Source organism: Paraburkholderia domus, assembly GCF_905220705.1.
Lineage (GTDB): Bacteria > Pseudomonadota > Gammaproteobacteria > Burkholderiales > Burkholderiaceae > Paraburkholderia > Paraburkholderia domus.
This window is the reverse complement of the sequence record NZ_CAJNAT010000006.1, coordinates 131,869-148,853: the sequence shown is the minus strand read 5'-3', so window position 1 is coordinate 148,853 and position 16,985 is coordinate 131,869. Positions and strand designations below refer to the sequence as shown.

Annotated in this window: 13 protein-coding genes; 7 read left to right on the top strand and 6 right to left on the bottom strand. The window is 59.2% G+C overall.

What is annotated here, in order from left to right; genetic code table 11:
• Positions 1-117: 117 nt before the first annotated feature.
• The 5 genes from KHO31_RS14010 to dnaA form a co-directional block, all read right to left on the bottom strand.
• Positions 118-2,862 carry an McrB family protein gene (locus KHO31_RS14010; protein WP_211623572.1) on the bottom strand — a complete coding sequence of 915 codons (2,745 nt, stop codon included), beginning with the start codon at positions 2,860-2,862 and terminating at the stop codon, positions 118-120.
• 479 nt (positions 2,863-3,341) lie between these two features.
• Complete coding sequence (locus KHO31_RS14005) at positions 3,342-3,758, bottom strand: hypothetical protein (RefSeq protein ID WP_211623570.1); 417 nt, start codon at positions 3,756-3,758, stop codon at positions 3,342-3,344.
• A gap of 366 nt (positions 3,759-4,124) precedes the next feature.
• Positions 4,125-6,599, bottom strand: a complete 2,475-nt coding sequence (gene gyrB / locus KHO31_RS14000; protein WP_211620965.1) for a DNA topoisomerase (ATP-hydrolyzing) subunit B — start codon at positions 6,597-6,599, stop codon at positions 4,125-4,127.
• 114 nt (positions 6,600-6,713) lie between these two features.
• Positions 6,714-7,817: a DNA polymerase III subunit beta gene (gene dnaN, locus KHO31_RS13995; RefSeq protein ID WP_074281733.1), complete on the bottom strand. Its 1,104-nt coding sequence runs from the start codon at positions 7,815-7,817 to the stop codon at positions 6,714-6,716.
• A gap of 219 nt (positions 7,818-8,036) precedes the next feature.
• Positions 8,037-9,677 carry a chromosomal replication initiator protein DnaA gene (gene dnaA, locus KHO31_RS13990; RefSeq protein WP_236071252.1) on the bottom strand — a complete coding sequence of 547 codons (1,641 nt, stop codon included), beginning with the start codon at positions 9,675-9,677 and terminating at the stop codon, positions 8,037-8,039.
• 403 nt (positions 9,678-10,080) lie between these two features.
• On the opposite strand from dnaA, the gene rpmH reads away from it, so the two are divergent.
• From rpmH to yidC, 4 genes are all read left to right on the top strand, one after another.
• Complete coding sequence (gene rpmH / locus KHO31_RS13985; RefSeq protein ID WP_004198824.1) at positions 10,081-10,215, top strand: 50S ribosomal protein L34; 135 nt, start codon at positions 10,081-10,083, stop codon at positions 10,213-10,215.
• Positions 10,216-10,238: 23 nt separating this feature from the next.
• Positions 10,239-10,718, top strand: a complete 480-nt coding sequence (gene rnpA / locus KHO31_RS13980; protein WP_120304991.1) for a ribonuclease P protein component — start codon at positions 10,239-10,241, stop codon at positions 10,716-10,718.
• Between the two features lie 97 nt (positions 10,719-10,815).
• The gene (gene yidD / locus KHO31_RS13975; protein ID WP_007180115.1) at positions 10,816-11,046 is read left to right on the top strand and encodes a membrane protein insertion efficiency factor YidD; all 231 of its coding nucleotides are present in this window, start codon (positions 10,816-10,818) and stop codon (positions 11,044-11,046) included.
• Between the two features lie 30 nt (positions 11,047-11,076).
• Positions 11,077-12,738 carry a membrane protein insertase YidC gene (gene yidC / locus KHO31_RS13970; RefSeq protein WP_201071707.1) on the top strand — a complete coding sequence of 554 codons (1,662 nt, stop codon included), beginning with the start codon at positions 11,077-11,079 and terminating at the stop codon, positions 12,736-12,738.
• A gap of 113 nt (positions 12,739-12,851) precedes the next feature.
• Here the strand turns inward: yidC and KHO31_RS13965 are convergent, their stop codons facing one another.
• Complete coding sequence (locus KHO31_RS13965) at positions 12,852-13,319, bottom strand: XRE family transcriptional regulator (RefSeq protein WP_201071704.1); 468 nt, start codon at positions 13,317-13,319, stop codon at positions 12,852-12,854.
• 347 nt (positions 13,320-13,666) lie between these two features.
• Between KHO31_RS13965 and mnmE the strand changes: the two genes are divergently transcribed.
• The 3 genes from mnmE to KHO31_RS13950 all read left to right on the top strand — a co-directional run bounded on the left by mnmE (position 13,667) and on the right by KHO31_RS13950 (position 16,896).
• Positions 13,667-15,061, top strand: coding sequence for a tRNA uridine-5-carboxymethylaminomethyl(34) synthesis GTPase MnmE (gene mnmE / locus KHO31_RS13960; RefSeq protein WP_211623568.1), 1,395 nt, complete (start codon positions 13,667-13,669; stop codon positions 15,059-15,061).
• Between the two features lie 174 nt (positions 15,062-15,235).
• Positions 15,236-16,447 carry a tyrosine-type recombinase/integrase gene (locus KHO31_RS13955; RefSeq protein ID WP_201071697.1) on the top strand — a complete coding sequence of 404 codons (1,212 nt, stop codon included), beginning with the start codon at positions 15,236-15,238 and terminating at the stop codon, positions 16,445-16,447.
• 287 nt (positions 16,448-16,734) lie between these two features.
• A complete protein-coding gene (locus KHO31_RS13950) occupies positions 16,735-16,896 on the top strand; it encodes a hypothetical protein (protein WP_201071694.1) in 162 nt (53 codons plus the stop codon).
• Positions 16,897-16,985 lie beyond the last annotated feature (89 nt).

Genomic DNA, 16,985 nt, shown 5'->3' with positions numbered 1-16,985 from the left:
AAGGGTGGCACCGGGAGACGCCCCCCTGCGCGGTAGCACCGCAATGCGTAGCAGGGCGACGACTTGCCCAGTCGGGCCGTAGAGAGGAGCGGATGCTTCTGAAACGGCACGCACGGACTATTCCGTAAAGCTGGCGAACTGATTGGCGCGCAAGCTTCGAAGCATGCGGATGGTCTTCGCGTAGGCGATCGGTAGAGCGGCGCCCTGCTCAGGCGCCTCTTCCACCGCAGCGGTTGGCAGCAAGTCGTTGCTCGCAACCGCGTCGGGCAAGTCTCGACAGAACTGCGCGAGCGCTAGCAGAGGCAACTCCAAACGTCTGCGCGAACCATGCAATCTTGGCAGTATCTTCTGCATGATTATTCGGTCCATGATCGCTCTAAGCCCACCAATTCCTGCTTCTTCCGCGAGGACCGCGAATCGCATTGCCTCGTAGAACACGCGGTGGCCGAACTCGAAGTTATATCGGCTCAACAGTTCATGCAGCTGCCGCAAGCGAACGGGTAGCTCGCCGGTCACCACGTTTGGACGATCCCGATGCCAGCTATCGTCCCGAGCAATGCTCAGGAGCCCTCTCACCAGTTCCTGATCACCAGGCTCACACGGCTGGGGCTTGACGACTTCGATCAACAGATCGTTCGAATGCACGCGAAACTCGAAGGTGTTAGCGCGGTCAAGTACCTTTGGCGAAAACATGTAAGTTGTCTCGTCAATGTTGACCGTGCCGACAATCCATAGATTCCTCGGGAAGGGAACTCTTGAGTCCGCGCCGGCACGCAGTCGCCAACAGCCGTCTGCACCCTTATGGAGATTCGGAATACATGGCTGCCCAGACTCCATACCCGATAGCACATCTGCAAAGTAGCGCTCAACGTGCGCCAAGTTCATTTCATCCAGCAGTAGCACATAGGGATGCTGCGGGTCCGCAACCGCCTTCAAGATGAATTCCAGCGGAGCAGGAACTGCCCAGGCAGGGCGCCCGTCGAGCTCCCGCTTGAGCGCATCTTCGTAGCCGAATAAGACCTCTGCACCGGTCCAGTCGGGACGCACGGCCGCAACGTGTAGTCGCTCCTTGCCCAGCCACTCCCCGAAACGGATAGCAATTTGCGTTTTGCCAGAGCCGGACAGGCCCGTCAGTATGACGAGCGGCTTGGTGACTAGACTAGAGACGAAGGCAGAAACAAGCCCATCATGCTGCTCGCCGAACTGTACACCGCTAGCGCGCAGAGCATTGCCGAATGCCTCGACCGCTTCCCGAAGACTGACCCTGACCGCGAGAGGTGCATCGGATTGCTCTGGCTCTGCAGTCTCGGGCAGTGTGTCGTCACTACGGACGGCAAGCACTCTGTTGAAGATGTCGATGACGTCGTCCAAGTCTTGCTGCAGTTCCGCCGTAGGTAATGGCTGCGTTAGGTCATAAGCCGCGCGGACAAAGGAAGCGCCATAGCGGCCCGGCGTCCGACCATATCGTCCCTTGAACCAATCTCTGACAGTCTGTACGCCGCCGAGCTCGCCCCAAGTCAAACGTGCTGCTCCATCCTCGCTCACTCCGTAGCACAACAGCAGTTGTTGCTGCTCCTGATAGAAAAGCAGTACGGGGTAAATGCCCTCGGAGACCAACTGTCCCTCACCAAGAAAGGCGATCCAAGGAATGCGGGCAAAGTCGCCCTTGCCAACGCTAACGCGAACTTTGAGGCCACGATACTCGCTCATATATCCTCGAGTACTCAGTTCCTTCCCGTCTTTTGCCTGCTTGAGAAACCGCTCCAACAACTCGGGAATTCCTCCAACAAACTCCTCCTTCGCGCTAACATCAAAACCGAGACGTCGCAGCAGACGAAAAGCCGAGGAGGCCTCCCCTCCAGAAAATGCAGCGCGATCGAGTGGCTCCCCCGTGGCGTACTTGACTGCTAGCGACACTACCAACTTCGGCGGGTACCGCTTGCCCTCGTAGAACAGATCGTAGCCCGTGGATTCGGCATCCTGCGGCACGCCTTCTTGATCGATTTCGCTCAACGCTTGCCGGACGTGCTCGTCCGTTACGCCCTCCGTTGCAGCTGCGAACGTTTCACTCCGCCATTCGCCCTTCAACGGCGGTACGTAGTAATCCAGTTGTGTCGTCCCTCGCTCTACCTCGAGGCGTTTGCGGATGGCGTGCAGTTCCCGATCTAGTTGGACCGCGTCCATCCGGTTGACTTCGCGCCGCTCGCGTTGCGTATAGTGTCGGGCGACGGTCTTGCGGTCGTTCTTCCCAAAGATGCGCTCGAAGTCGTCTGGAAAAAGGAGGAACAGAAGCATGTGACGAAACTGCCTTGCATCCCAATCCGGGACTTGGCGCAACCATTCATCGAACTTCCAACCGTCATCCGTCAGCGCACGCTGGTCATCAGCACTCAGCTCACGAAAGCGGCGGAGGAAGTTGATGAGGAATACGAGCTCACGCCATTGGTTCTGATTGAAGCCCGGGCCCGCACTACCAACACCAGCAAGAACGTCGTCATCCAGCCAACGCGAGTCCGTCGGCGATGGTTCACCCGACCAGGCCCAAACGGTTTGCACAGTCTTCCGCTTGTGGGCTGCGGTCAGGCTGCTCGGGCAGAGGTACAGCAGCCACATCATCTCCGCTACCAATTGCTTGGCGGTGCCCTCAACAGGCTCGAGTTGGTGCTTCAGCTTCTCTAGGAACGTGCCGTCGCCAAGATCGGGTCTTCTCACGAAGTACTCATCGAGTAGTTCCAGCGCCGATGACGTCCATAGCTGCGTGCTTGTGAGGACGGAACCGCTGCCTAGTAGAGCTGCATCGCGCCAATGGGTGGCCGCCTCTAGGATAAATTTTGAATCGTCGTCCCCGCAGTATCGGCTCATGTCTTGCTCTCAAGATTATTAGATACGCCGGCACAGAGGGTGGACTGCAGCCACATTAGCGACGGCTAGCGGGAGAATACTTTAAATGCGACGCTGGCGGTGTCGCGCAAGGCGGGTCATCGGTTGTGGTAACCAAGCTATCCGCAATTTTTTGTGCGCACTCTGCTGGAAAAGTCGACATGATCCAGAGAGCTATCCCCGCAGCTGCGGGGTTAACTCCAGCATCTGCCCGAAGGCGTTCCAAACACGTTTCGTTAGTTCGAGCTTCAAGATTTTCCCTAGGATTCAGTTAGATCATGCCGAGCCCAGTGGCGATACTATGTCGATTTGGGTGAGCGTAACGTGGGTGTGGCGCGGACAGCTACCCTCCGACGAACATGCAAACGGGTGTGCCTAGCGTATGTTGCTTGATATCGGCGGCAAACCCAAGCGCGACTTGACAATGCCAGTTTGACGGGACGGTAGCTGCCGTTCCACGCTCAGTGGTTTTCATAAATGATCCTTTGCTGGGCACGCGCAGCAAAGAACGCCATGCCTTCAGGCTCACGTTCCGCTTCTTCTGGCTTATCGATCAGACTCGAATCATTCCGAGGATCATCCACATGTACCCAGCGATTGCGGTACCTGCGCAGTACATGGATATAGTTCTTCAGGCCATCTGATAGCGGCGCACAATCAATCAAATCAACAAAGCGCTCACTACCGTTGACTGCGTACCGGGTCTGCTTGTTTGCCGCGTACAGCTGTATCGCCGCTTTCATGCTTTTCGTAGGTTGTGTCTCGCCTGCACGGTTGGATCCAAGCAGCAAAGTCAACCCATGATGCGGAACGAGCTTTCTTTGCGCGTGGCAGGAAAGTGCTTCCGCATTGAACGCTATTTCAATCGGAAAATGCATTCGTAGTTACGACGAGCGCCACACCTTGTCGTCAATTGAATGGACTGCATTTCGGTTTCACTGCTCCTACTACCCCGTCCGAGTGCCGCCGGCTACGCCAATTATAAGTCTCCGAAACGCATCTTTGCACGCGCAGGTGTGGCCATTCCCAGAGTACAAGTTATTTTCACTGGCGCAATGGGCAATATTTATTGCATTAAAACCTGTTGGTTTTTCTAAGGTGGAATTTGTGGCGTCGGAAAATAAAAAAGCCCGGAAGACATGGGTCGTCGACCGGGCTACAACAATGACTTAATTTTCCACAAACACTGAGAGATTTTTTCATCTCAGTGACTCGCTTTTCACTATCTCTGACAACCTACATACTCAAACGTCAATATTCCCCGCCCGCAATGCGTTCGACTCAATAAACGCCCGACGCGGCTCCACATCATCCCCCATTAACGTCGTAAAGATGCCATCAGCCGCAATAGCATCCTCAATCTGCACACGAAGCAAGCGACGCACGGTCGGATCCATCGTCGTCTCCCAAAGCTGCCCAGGGTTCATCTCACCGAGACCCTTATAGCGTTGCTTCGAGATATTGCGTTCAGCATCAGCCAGCAACCACTTCATAGCGCTCTTGAAGTCGGTAACAGCCATACTCCGCTCACCGCGCTTAATGACAGCACCCGTCCCAATCAACCCCTTAAACGTATTAGCGGTATTGATCAGCTGTTGGTAATCAGCGGTCAGCTGAAAATCCTGATCCAGCACAGAAATCTTCTGATTGCCGTGATGAGTCCGCGCAACGCGCAGCGAGCGCAGTTCACGCACCGGGTCATACATCGTCGTGACCTTAACCTCAGGCTTCAACGCATCATCACGCAGCTTGGCTTCGAGAGCCGCCGCCGACACTGCAGCCGCTTCCTCGCTAGACAGGTCAATTACAACCCCATCCATCACAGCCTCAAGCGCCCCAGCGTCGTACAACCGGCTCAGTCGGTTCACAACAGCCTGAGCCAGCAAATAAGCCCGAGCCAACTCACCCAACGCATCGCCGGTGATAGGCGTAGCCCCTTCCGAAGCCAACAACTCCGACCCCTGCAGCGCCAGCTTCAGGATGTGAGCATTAACCTCAGCCTCATCCTTCAAATACCGCTCATCCTTACCCGCCTTGATCTTGAACAGCGGCGGCTGCGCGATATAGATATACCCACGCTCGATCATGTCCGGCATCTGACGATAGAAGAACGTCAGCAGCAGCGTGCGGATGTGCGCGCCGTCCACGTCAGCATCGGTCATGATGATGATGCGGTGATAACGCAGCTTGTCGAGGTTGTAATCCTCTTTGCCAATACCGCAGCCCAAAGCAGTAATCAGCGTCACAATCTGTTCCGAAGAAAGCAGCTTGTCATAGCGCGCCTTCTCCACGTTGAGCACCTTGCCGCGCAGCGGCAAGATCGCCTGAAACTTCCGGTCACGCCCCTGCTTCGCCGAGCCGCCTGCCGAGTCGCCCTCGACGATATAAATTTCTGACTTCGCCGGGTCTTTCTCCTGGCAATCCGCCAGCTTCCCAGGCAAACCCACGCCATCCAGCACGCCCTTACGACGCGTCATTTCACGCGCCTTCCGAGCCGCATCGCGCGCCCGCGCCGCATCGACAATCTTGCCGCAAATGATCTTCGCGTCGTTCGGCGTTTCCAGCAGGAATTCTTCGAGCGCCTTCGCGACCACATCCTCCACCGGCGCGCGCACTTCCGACGACACCAGCTTGTCCTTGGTCTGCGCGCTGAACTTCGGCTCCGGCACCTTCACCGACAGTACGCACGAGAGCCCTTCGCGCATGTCGTCGCCGGCCGTCTCAACCTTCGCTTTCTTCGCGACTTCGTGATCGGTGATGTACTTGTTCAACACGCGCGTCATCGCCGCACGCAAACCGGTCAAGTGCGAGCCGCCGTCGCGCTGCGGAATGTTGTTCGTGAAGCACAGCACGTTTTCGTTGTAGCTGTCGTTCCACTGCATCGCGACTTCGACGGCAATGCCGTCCTTCTCGCCGGCGACGTGGAAAATGTTCGGGTGCAGGACGGCCTTGTTCTTGTTGATGTACTCAACAAAACCCTTCACACCGCCCACAAACGCGAAATCTTCTTCCTTGCCGCTGCGCAAGTCGTGCAGGCGAATCCGCACGCCGTTATTCAGGAACGACAGTTCGCGAATCCGCTTGGCCAGAATGTCGTAGTGATATTCGACATTGCCGAAGATCGTCTCGTCGGCCATGAAGTGCACTTCGGTGCCGCGGTTTTCGGTGTCGCCAACCACCTGAATCGGCGACACAGCCACGCCGTCGATCTCTTCGATCACGCGGTTCTGCGGCACGCCACGGTGGAATTCCATGAAGTGCTTCTTGCCGTCACGGCGCACCACAAGGCGCAGCCACGACGACAGCGCGTTCACGCACGACACACCCACGCCGTGCAGGCCGCCGGACACCTTGTAGCTGTTCTGGTCGAACTTGCCGCCGGCGTGCAGCTCGGTCATCACGATTTCAGCGGCACTGCGCTTCGGATCGTGCTTGTCATCCATCTTGAGACCGGTCGGCACACCGCGGCCGTTGTCGGTGATCGAAATCGAGTTGTCCGCGTGGATGGTGACCTGGATGTCGTTACAGTACCCGGCCAACGCTTCGTCGATCGAGTTGTCGAGCACTTCGAACACGAGGTGATGCAGGCCGGTGCCGTCCGATGTATCGCCGATATACATCCCGGGACGCTTGCGCACAGCCTCCAGACCTTCAAGGATCTGAATGGACGAGGCGCCATAGCCGCTATTGTCGGGTTGCGAATTGTTCGTTTCAGTCATGGATTTTTTCCGGTTCTGCGTTACTGCAAGGTTGCTGCTCGGGACTTTTCAAAACACCATAAAAACGCCAAAGGGGCGCTGCGCCCCTTGGTGTGTTCTTGGTTTTTGGACGCGTTAGATGCGCATCGGCATCACGACGTATTTGAATTCGTCGTTCTCGGGAATCGTGATCAACGCGCTGGAGCTGGCGTCGCCAAGGCTCACTTGCAACATGTCGACCTTCAGGTTCGCGAGCACGTCGAGCAGATACGTGACGTTGAACCCGATATCGACGCTGTCGCCGTCGTACGCGATTTCCAGTTCTTCCTGCGCCTCTTCCTGATCGGCGTTGGTCGACATGATCTTCAACTGGCCCGGCTCGATGATGCAGCGCACGCCCTTGAATTTGTCCGACGTCAGAATCGCGGCGCGTTGCAGCGAACGCTGCAGTTCTTCACGGCCGATCAAGAACTGATTCTTGTGCGACTTCGGAATCACGCGCTGGAAGTCGGGGAATTTGCCTTCCACCAGCTTCGACACCAGTTCCACCTGGCCGAAGGTGAACTTCACCTGCGTCGCGGCGATGTCGATCTTCAGCGTGTCGTCGATGTCTTCCAGCAGACGCTGCAATTCCAGAATCGTCTTGCGCGGAATGATCACTTCCTGACGCGCAAACGAACCTTCGATCTTCATCGACGAGAACGCCAGACGGTGGCCGTCGGTCGCAACCGCCATCAGCTGGTCACCATCTACCACCAGCAGCATGCCGTTCAGGTAGTAGCGGATGTCCTGCTGGGCCATCGAAAAATGGACCATGCCGAGCAACTGGCGGAACGTTTTCTGGGGAACCACCAGGTTCGCGCCGTAGTCTTTAGCTTGAGCGACGGTCGGGAACTCGTCGGCCGCCAGGGTTTGCAGCGCAAAGCGGCTCTTGCCGGATTGCACGGTCAAACGCTTGTCGTTCAAGGTCAGCGTGACTTGCCCGTCGGGCATGGCGCGCAGAATGTCGAGGAGCTTTCTTGCTGCCACCGTGGTCGCGACCGAATCGCCGCCCACGCCAAAATCGGCACGCGTGGTTATCTGCAACTCGAGGTCGGTCGACAGGAACGACACGTCAGGGCCGTTCTTGGTAATCAGCAAATTGGCGAGGATCGGCAACGTATGGCGGCGTTCGACGATGCCGCTCACGGTTTGCAGCGGCCTGAGGAGGTTATCGCGTTCGGTCTTGACCAGTTGCATAGAGTTCCTTCGTTGATATAACGGCCTGCGCGCCTGACTTGCCAGCCTTACAGCGCGCAACCGCGGCTCCCCGCCGGCGCCACGCAGCGCCTGTCACGGCGTGAATTCCGCCCGCGGCCGCCGGGCGGTTAAACCTGTATTGTGCCTGAAAACAGAACCGCTCCCCTAAAATGGGGGCGAGTTCCGAAATAAACAGGTCGATTTTTACGTCCGGCTTGCTTAACCCTTAAGCGTTTGCTCGAGCACGTGCAGTTCGTGGTTCAGCTGCGCGTCCGTGCTGCGCTCGGCAGCAATCTTGCGCACCGCGTGCAGCACGGTGGTGTGATCGCGCCCGCCGAACAGCTCGCCGATTTCCGGCAAACTCTTCTGCGTCAGCTCCTTCGCCAGATACATCGCGATCTGCCGCGGCCGCGCGATGTTCGCCGGGCGCTTCTTCGAATACATGTCCGCGACCTTGATGCTGTAGAAGTCAGCCGTGGTCTTCTGGATGTTTTCCACCGAAATCTGCCGATTCTGTACCGTCAGCAGGTCTTTCAGCGCTTCTTTTGTCACTTCAATCGTGATTTCGCGGCCGTGGAACTTCGAATACGCGAGGATCTTGCGCAGCGCGCCTTCCAGTTCACGCACGTTCGAGCGCAGATGCTTGGCGACGAAGAACGCGACGTCTTCATTCAGGCTCACGAACTCGGATTGCGCCTTGCGCATCAGAATCGCGACGCGCATTTCCAGCTCGGGCGGCTCGATCGCCACTGTCAGGCCGGAGTCGAAGCGCGAGATCAGGCGGTCGTCGATACCCGAGATTTCCTTCGGATACGTGTCGCTGGTGATGATCACCTGCGCCTTGTTCGCGACCAACGCCTCGAACGCGTAGAAGAATTCCTCTTGTGTACGCGACTTGCCGGAGAAAAATTGAATATCGTCGATCAGCAGCAGGTCGAGCGAGTGGTAGTAGCGCTTGAAGTCGTCGAACGCCTTGCGCTGGTAGGCCTTCACCACGTCGGACACGTACTGCTCCGCGTGGATGTAGCGAATCCGCGCGCCGGCCTTGTCCATCAGAAGCTGGTTGCCGATCGCGTGGATCAAGTGGGTCTTGCCCAGACCCACGCCGCCGTACAGAAACAGCGGGTTGTACGAGATGCCGGGGTTGTCCGCGACCTGAATCGCCGCGGCGCGCGCCAACTGGTTGGCCTTACCGGTCACGAAGTTGTCGAAGGTCAGCACGGGGTTGAGCTTCGAACGCTCGTACATCGAGTCGTTTTCGCCGTTGCCGTTCGAGTTGGCACTTTGGCCCGGACGCCACGTGCGGCGTGCGGCCGCGGCTTCGTTCGCGTCGAGGCTGGGCAGGTCGAGGTCGGCGGCATCTTCATCTGCCGCTCGGGCATTTGCGTTGTGGTCAGCCGCAGCGCGTGCATTCGCGTTGAGGGTCGCCATCGCGCTGTTCGCGCCGTTGGCGCGCGCGGCCTGCGACGCTTGCACCGCGCCGACGGCTGCGTCCACGGCGGCCCCACCGCCGTTCGCGCCAGAGGACGAATGTCCACCGCCCATCGACCCCGCTGCGGACGACGGACGCGACGGAGCCGGCGACGAACTCGCCGCCGGCGCGCGCATGCCGGCTTTCGGGTCCAACACAAATTGCACATCGACCGGCGTCTGCCAGAAATCGCGGGCCATATCGGAAATGCGGCCGGAGAACTGGCTCTTGACCCAGTCGAGCTTGAAGCGGTTCGGCGCAGCGATGCTAAGCGTGTTCGCAGCGGCGTCGAAGGCGACCGGGGCCAACGGTTTGATCCACGTCACGTACTGCTGGGGCGTAAGCTCACGCTCCAGCAATGCGGAACAGTGTTGCCAGAAATCGTTCATCGAGTTGCTGTCGTTATGGTGTGCACGGCGGTTCGCCGCTGCCCTTGTCGCGCGCACGCAACAAGGCCCTGAGCAGCCAGGCCGAACCAGGCGCGATGGCTCCAGGCGCTTGTGCCACAAGGGTTTGCGGGGCAAGCGAGCCGGAGCAGCGTGCAAGATTTTTGGGAAGTAAGGCGAGATTCTAACGCCAAAACGGGCCCGAAAGGGAGTTATCCACAGGGACTGATCATTAGGGGAAGTCCCCAAGGCGCGCGGCCAGATCTGGCTAAACTATTGACGGCCAACGGAAAACCGGTTTAAATAGCGGGTTCCGCGAAAACCAATTCAGTACAACCTCCGGCCATTGCCGCTTCAGCGATGATCGTGCGGTTATTTTTCGATCAGTCGATCAAGTGAGAGCAACATGAAACGTACTTACCAACCTTCCGTCACCCGTCGCAAGCGCACCCACGGCTTCCGCGTTCGCATGAAGACCGCAGGTGGCCGCAAGGTCATCAACGCACGTCGCGCGAAGGGCCGCAAGCGCCTCGCCATCTAAGGCAGGCGAGCGGATTGCGCGTCATGACCGAAGCCCGCGGTGAAGCGGGAACGGCTGGGGCGCCGCAACTGGGCTCGGTTCCGTTGCGAGCGCAAGCCGCCTTCCCCAAAGCCGCAAGGCTACTGAAAACGGATGAATTTTCATCCGTTTTTCGTTTGCGCCCGTGGCGCCGCACCGCGCACTTTGTGGTGTACGGCCGGCCCACCGGCAACGACGCTCGCTTAGGCCTCGTGATCGGCAAGAAGTATGCGCCGCGCGCGGCCACGCGTAATCTGGTACGTCGACTCGCGCGTGAAGCCTTCCGGCTGCGTCGCGCGGAATTCGGCGGTTGGGATGTGCTGCTGCGTCTGCACACGCGCTTCGACAAGAAAGCTTTGCCGAGCGCCTCGTCGCCGCCGTTGAGGGCGCTGTGCCGCAGCGAGATAGAGGCGTTGCTCGACAAGGCAGCGCGCGAAATTGTCCGTCGCGAGGCGCCGCCCGCGGAAGCGCCCAAGACGGAATGACGCTCAAGTGACCGCCCGCTTTGCAGCTATAGCAGCCACGCTGCGCGGGCGTCGCCCGGTACTCCACGTTGCGCGGCGCAGTTAGGCCGCACCAGTCATGCAAACGGTACTCATCGCTTTACTGCGTTTCTACAAGGTTGCTGTGAGCCCTATGCTCGGCAACCGGTGCCGTTTTTACCCTTCCTGTTCTGATTACGCGCGCGAAGCAATCCAGTATCATGGCGCCGCGCGCGGGACTTATCTCGCCGCCAGGCGTATTTGCCGCTGCCACCCGTTTTCCGCGGGCGGCATCGATCTCGTCCCGCCTCCCACTTCTGAAAAGCGCTGACGCGCCGTTCCATCGACACTGAGACAACGCATGGATATCAAACGCACCGTCCTATGGGTCATCTTTTTCATGTCAGCTGTCATGCTGTTCGACAACTGGCAACGCGACCACGGACGCCCGTCGATGTTCTTCCCGAGCGCCAACCCGACCAAGACCGTCGGCGGCGCAGCACCGGGAACCACGACGCCGGGAACCCAGTCCGCCGATCTGCCGGCCACCAACGCAGCTGCGCCGGGCAATGCGCCGGCTGCTGCGGCCCAAGGCCAACTGATCAGCTTCAGCACCGACGTCTATAACGGTGAGATCGACACTCGCGGCGGCACGCTGTCGAAGCTGTCGCTCGTCAAGCAAGGCGACGGCAAGACGCCCGATCTGGTCATCACGCTGTTCGACCGCACCGCGAACCATACGTATCTGGCGCGCACCGGTCTGCTCGGCGGCGATTTCCCGAACCATACCGACATCTACACGCCGGTCCCGAACCAGCCGCACGATCTGACGGGCGACGCCAAGTCGTTCCAGCTCAGCTTCGAGTCGCCGGTCAAGGGTGGCGTGAAGGTCATCAAGACCTACACGTTCACGCGCGGCAGCTATGTGATCGGTGTCGACACGAAGATCGAGAACGTCGGTACGGTTCCGGTCACGCCGTCGGTCTACATGGAATTGGTGCGCGACGATACGCCGGTGGAAACGCCGCGCTTCTCGCACACGTTCATCGGACCGGCTGTCTACACCGAGCAGCACCACTTCCAGAAGATGACGTTCAGCGACATCGACAAGAACAAGGAAGACTTCGTCAATTCGGCCGACAACGGCTGGATCGCGATGGTGCAGCATTACTTCGCGTCGGCATGGATTCCGCAGCAAGGTGCGAAGCGCGACATCTACGTCGAGAAGATCGACCCGACGCTGTATCGCGTCGGCGTGAAGCAACCGGTGGCGACGATCGCTCCGGGCCAATCGGCTGATGTGTCCGCGCGCCTGTTCGCCGGTCCGGAAGAAGAGCGCATGCTCGAAGGCATCGCGCCGGGTCTGGAACTGGTGAAGGACTATGGCTGGGTCACGATCATCGCGAAGCCGCTGTTCTGGCTGCTCGAGAAGATCCACAGCTATGTCGGCAACTGGGGCTGGTCGATCGTACTGCTCACGCTGCTGATCAAGGCTGTGTTCTTCCCGCTGTCTGCCGCCAGCTACAAGTCGATGGCGCGCATGAAGGCGATCACGCCGCGTATGCAAGCCCTGCGCGAACGCTTCAAGGGCGATCCGCAGAAGATGAACTCGGCGTTGATGGAGTTGTACAAGACCGAGAAAGTCAATCCGTTCGGCGGCTGTCTGCCGGTCGTGATTCAGATTCCGGTGTTCATCTCGCTGTACTGGGTGCTGCTGTCGTCGGTTGAAATGCGCGGCGCGCCGTGGATTCTCTGGATTCACGATCTGTCGCAGCAAGATCCGTTCTTTATCCTGCCGGTGCTGATGGCCGTTTCGATGTTCCTGCAGACCCGGCTGAACCCGACGCCGCCGGACCCGGTTCAAGCCAAGATGATGATGTTCATGCCGATCGCGTTCTCGGTCATGTTCTTCTTCTTCCCGGCCGGTCTGGTGCTGTACTACGTGGTGAACAACGTGCTGTCGATCGCCCAGCAGTACTACATCACGCGGATGATGGGCCAGTCGAAGACGAAAGCAGCCTGATTGATATTGATGTCTTGCGCTGAAGCGGGTGGTGGTAGCGCCCGCTGACTGGCAGACAGAAGCAGAAACTAGCTGTCAAAAAAGCCGCCCGGTTTTACACCGGGCGGCTTTTTTTATGACTCGGCCGATGGGCCCTTATCTTTCGACGCGTCCTCAGGCGCGGTACCGGTTTCCTGTTGCGTGCCGCCGTCAAATTCAGTAATCAGTTCTTCCACCAGATTGCGCTGACGCGGCGACAAACCCGCGAACCGGTTCGCCATCTGCGTAACCAACTCGACCGTTTCCGGTGTCATGGGATATTTCTCGCCACGGCCAAGCGGTTTAGCCTTGCCGGATGGCGTCGGCCCGTAGTGCAGCCAGTGAACGTCTTTTTGCAACCATGTCGCTAAAACCTGCAACTTATCGCGCTTTGGAATCGTCGTACCTGCGAGCCATTTGTGCGCAGTTTGTGGTGAAACGGCAGGGCCATTGCTATAAAGCAGATTGAATTCCCTGGCTAAATCGGTCCCACCCTTAATGTCTTTGGGGAGTGAGTCTTTCAGCCGTTTGGCGAAAGCTGCTTTTTCTTTGGAGGTCGGCATGGGCCCGATTGTGCAATTCAGCGCATAATCAGTGGACAACCAACTGCGCTACTTTATAGCTCAAATAAGCTATTTTTAGCCTGAAATCGCCACCTAATAACGTGTTTCACGATTTAATCGAATATCGTCTTTTCCTTGTGGGGCACGCGTTTTAGGCACTCCGGCGCGTCCATCTGTCGCAAGTGTGTCTTAAGCTATCTTAGCTTGCGTGAGATAAATCCCCGTTTGTCTTATGAAAATCGGGGCACGTTAGGAATCCGCCCCGGGTCCAGAGCCGGCGGATGCCCGCGTTACAATGCCCGGCGCCCGCTCCTGCGCATTCCATCCCTTCTGATAGCCTCTTTTCCATGCTCGCCACCGATTCCGATCCGATCGTCGCCATTGCCACCGCACCCGGCCGAGGCGGAATTGGGGTCGTACGGATTTCGTTCGGCCGTACCGGGGAGGCCGCCGCACAGGCATTGATGCAAGCGCTCACCGGCCAGCCACTCGCGCCGCGTCATGCGAGCTATGTGCCGTTCCTGGATGACGCCGGCAACGCGCTCGACCGCGGCATCGCGCTGTACTTTCCCGCGCCGCACTCCTACACCGGCGAGCATGTGCTTGAGTTGCAAGGCCACGGCGGTCCGGTCGTGCTGCAACTGGTGCTGCAGCGTTGCATCGACGCGGGCCGTGCATTCGGTCTGCGTCTGGCCGAGCCGGGCGAGTTCACGCGGCGCGCGTTTCTCAACGACAAGCTGGATCTGGCGCAAGCCGAAGCCGTCGCCGATCTGATCGAGGCCAGCACCGAGGCGGCGGCACGCTCGGCGGGCCGCTCGCTCGACGGCGCGTTTTCGCGCGACATCCACGCGTTGGTCGAAGAAGTCATCACGCTGCGGATGCTGGTCGAAGCGACGCTCGATTTCCCGGAAGAAGAAATCGACTTTCTCGAAGCCGCCGACGCCCGCGGCAAGCTCACGCGGATTCGCGAGCGCCTCGCGCACGTGCTGAGCGAAGCGCGTCAAGGGGCATTGCTGCGCGAGGGTTTGTCGGTCGTGCTGGCGGGACAGCCGAACGTCGGCAAATCGTCGTTGCTGAACGCGCTGGCCGGCGCGGAGTTGGCCATCGTCACGCCGATCGCCGGTACGACGCGCGACAAGGTCGCGCAGACCATCCAGATCGAAGGCATTCCGCTGCATGTGATCGACACGGCGGGCCTGCGCGATACCGAAGACGAGGTGGAGAAGATCGGCATTGCGCGCACATGGAGCGAGATCGAGCGCGCGGACGTGGTGCTGCATCTGCTCGATGCGCGGACCGGCATGACCGCAGAAGACGAAACGATCTCCGGTCGTTTCCCGAACGGCGTGCCAGTGGTGCGCGTGCTGAACAAGACGGATCTGACCGGACTCGCGCCGACCGTGACGCCGCTGGACGCGGATCTCGATCTCAGCGAAGTGCGGCTGTCGGCGAAACAAGGCGATGGCGTGGCGTTGCTGCGTGAGGAGCTGCTGCGAATCGCCGGCTGGCAGGCCGGCGCGGAGAGTGTCTACCTCGCGCGCGAGCGGCATCTGATTGCGTTGCGCGCGGCCCAGGAGCATCTGGCGACGGCTGCGGCGCACGCCGATCAGAATGCTCAAGCACTCGATCTGTTTGCGGAAGAACTGCGCCTCGGGCAGGATCAACTGAACTCCATCACCGGAGAATTCAGTTCTGACGACTTGCTCGGCGTGATTTTCAGTCGGTTTTGTATTGGCAAGTGAGTGATCTGGCCAGATTCGCGCAAAAGGCTTATCTGCAAGGCTTCACACAGCCTTTCTGCCCAGCCTTCGAGCCGCGTGTCGAACCTCCTCTGTTGACCTAAATCCGCACATTTCTTTGGTACACAAAAGACAACCGGTTTAAAATCCCCGCTGTCCGTGTATCAACGATCCGCCATGCCAAAACTAGCCGCCCCCCTCACCGAAACGCAGATCCGCGCGCTTGAACCCCGCGCTACCCGGTATTGCGTCGCAGACGGCAACGGCCTCGTCATCGAAATCATGACGACGGGCACCAAGGTCTGGCGCTTCCGCTATTCACTGAACGGCAAGCGCCAGCCGCTCGCCACGATCGGCGACTACCGGATGATTTCGCTGCGGGTCGCGCGCGCCAAGGCGCAGAAGTATGCGGAGATGGTCGCGAACGGCGTTTCGCCGGTGGCGACGGCGCGCCGCGACCGCGGGGCGGAGAGCAAGGCCGAGGTGCTGCGCGAAGGCGTGGAGCTCTATCTCGCGACGGAGATGGCCGGCAAGTCGGCGGAGTATCAGCGCACCACGCGGCGCGCGCTCGAAAAAGACGTCCTCCCCGCCATCGGCGCCAAGCCGATCAAAGCCGTGACGGACGACGACATCCGCGCGATATGCGACCAGATCAAAAGCCGTGGCTCGCCCAAAATGGCGCTGCACACGCGCAACGCGGTCAAGCGGCTCTACGAGTACCTGATCGCCCGGCAACTCGCCACGGACAATCCAGCGGAGCTCATTCCGGCACGCTTTATCGCGACGCCGGACAGCCGCACCCGCGTGCTCGCTCCAGACGAAATCGGCGCAATGCTTCGAGCGATCTACGCATCGAACATTCGCCGTCCGCTGAAATTGGCCTTGCATTTGCTTGTGCTGACGATGGTGCGGAAATCGGACATCGTCGAGGCGGCCTGGTCCGAATTCAAGCTCAACGCCGCGCGATGGACGATCCCCGCCGTGCGAATGAACAAGGGCCGCGAGCACGTGGTGTATCTCTCGGATCAGGCGGTCGCCCTGCTTCGCGAGCTTCAGGAAACGAAGACCAGCCGGAATTTCGTGTTCCCGAGCGTCAGGGGCGACGATCGGCCAATCGCGAAGAGCACGCTCAATCAAGCCGTCAAATCGATCGGGCTCGACGTCGAGCATTTCGTCCTACATGACTTTCGACGCACCGCCGCGACCCACTTGCGCGAGATGGGGCAGCCTTCGGACGCGATTGAAAATGCACTGGCGCATACCGTCAAAGACATCCCAGACGGAGACGACCACGCCGAGCATGCCGCAGAACGACGTCGAACCTTGCAACAGTGGGCTGATTTCGTCGACGCCCAGATCGAGAGCGGCCGACAAGGCGTGATCGGCTAAGTGCAACAGATGCGGCAGGTGCCAAGCAGGGTGCCGCAGCTCGTCTCACCATCACGCCAGCAGTGCATTTTATGGTACACAGACAAAGAATCATCGACTGCAAATGCCTAACAATAAAAAGAAAAATAACTTCTTCGCTAGGTTCTAAATCACCATCTTCTGCACCGTCGCCAGTGCAACTACGTCCATCCCGCCGCGCAGCCGGCCAACCCATCACAGCGTCCTTTTTTCCCGCCGATCATCGCCTAAACTAAGAGGACGGATGCAAGCCGGGATGGAGGCTCCCCATGTCTGAATCGTTAATGGCTTATTTGCTGGGACCTATGGTGATGCTAGTGGTCGGACTGGCGATCTGGGCTGCGTCGCACTATCGCGCCAAGACGAAGCCGGAACGCCTCGAGCGCTGGCTCGACACGCATTATGCGGAGTGGCTGCATCACAAGCACTGAGCAGGGATACCCAACAAAAAAGGCCGTCGCAATGCGCGACGGCCTTTTTCTCTGCGGCGCGCGAGCGTTGAGACTGCGCGCGCCCAAGC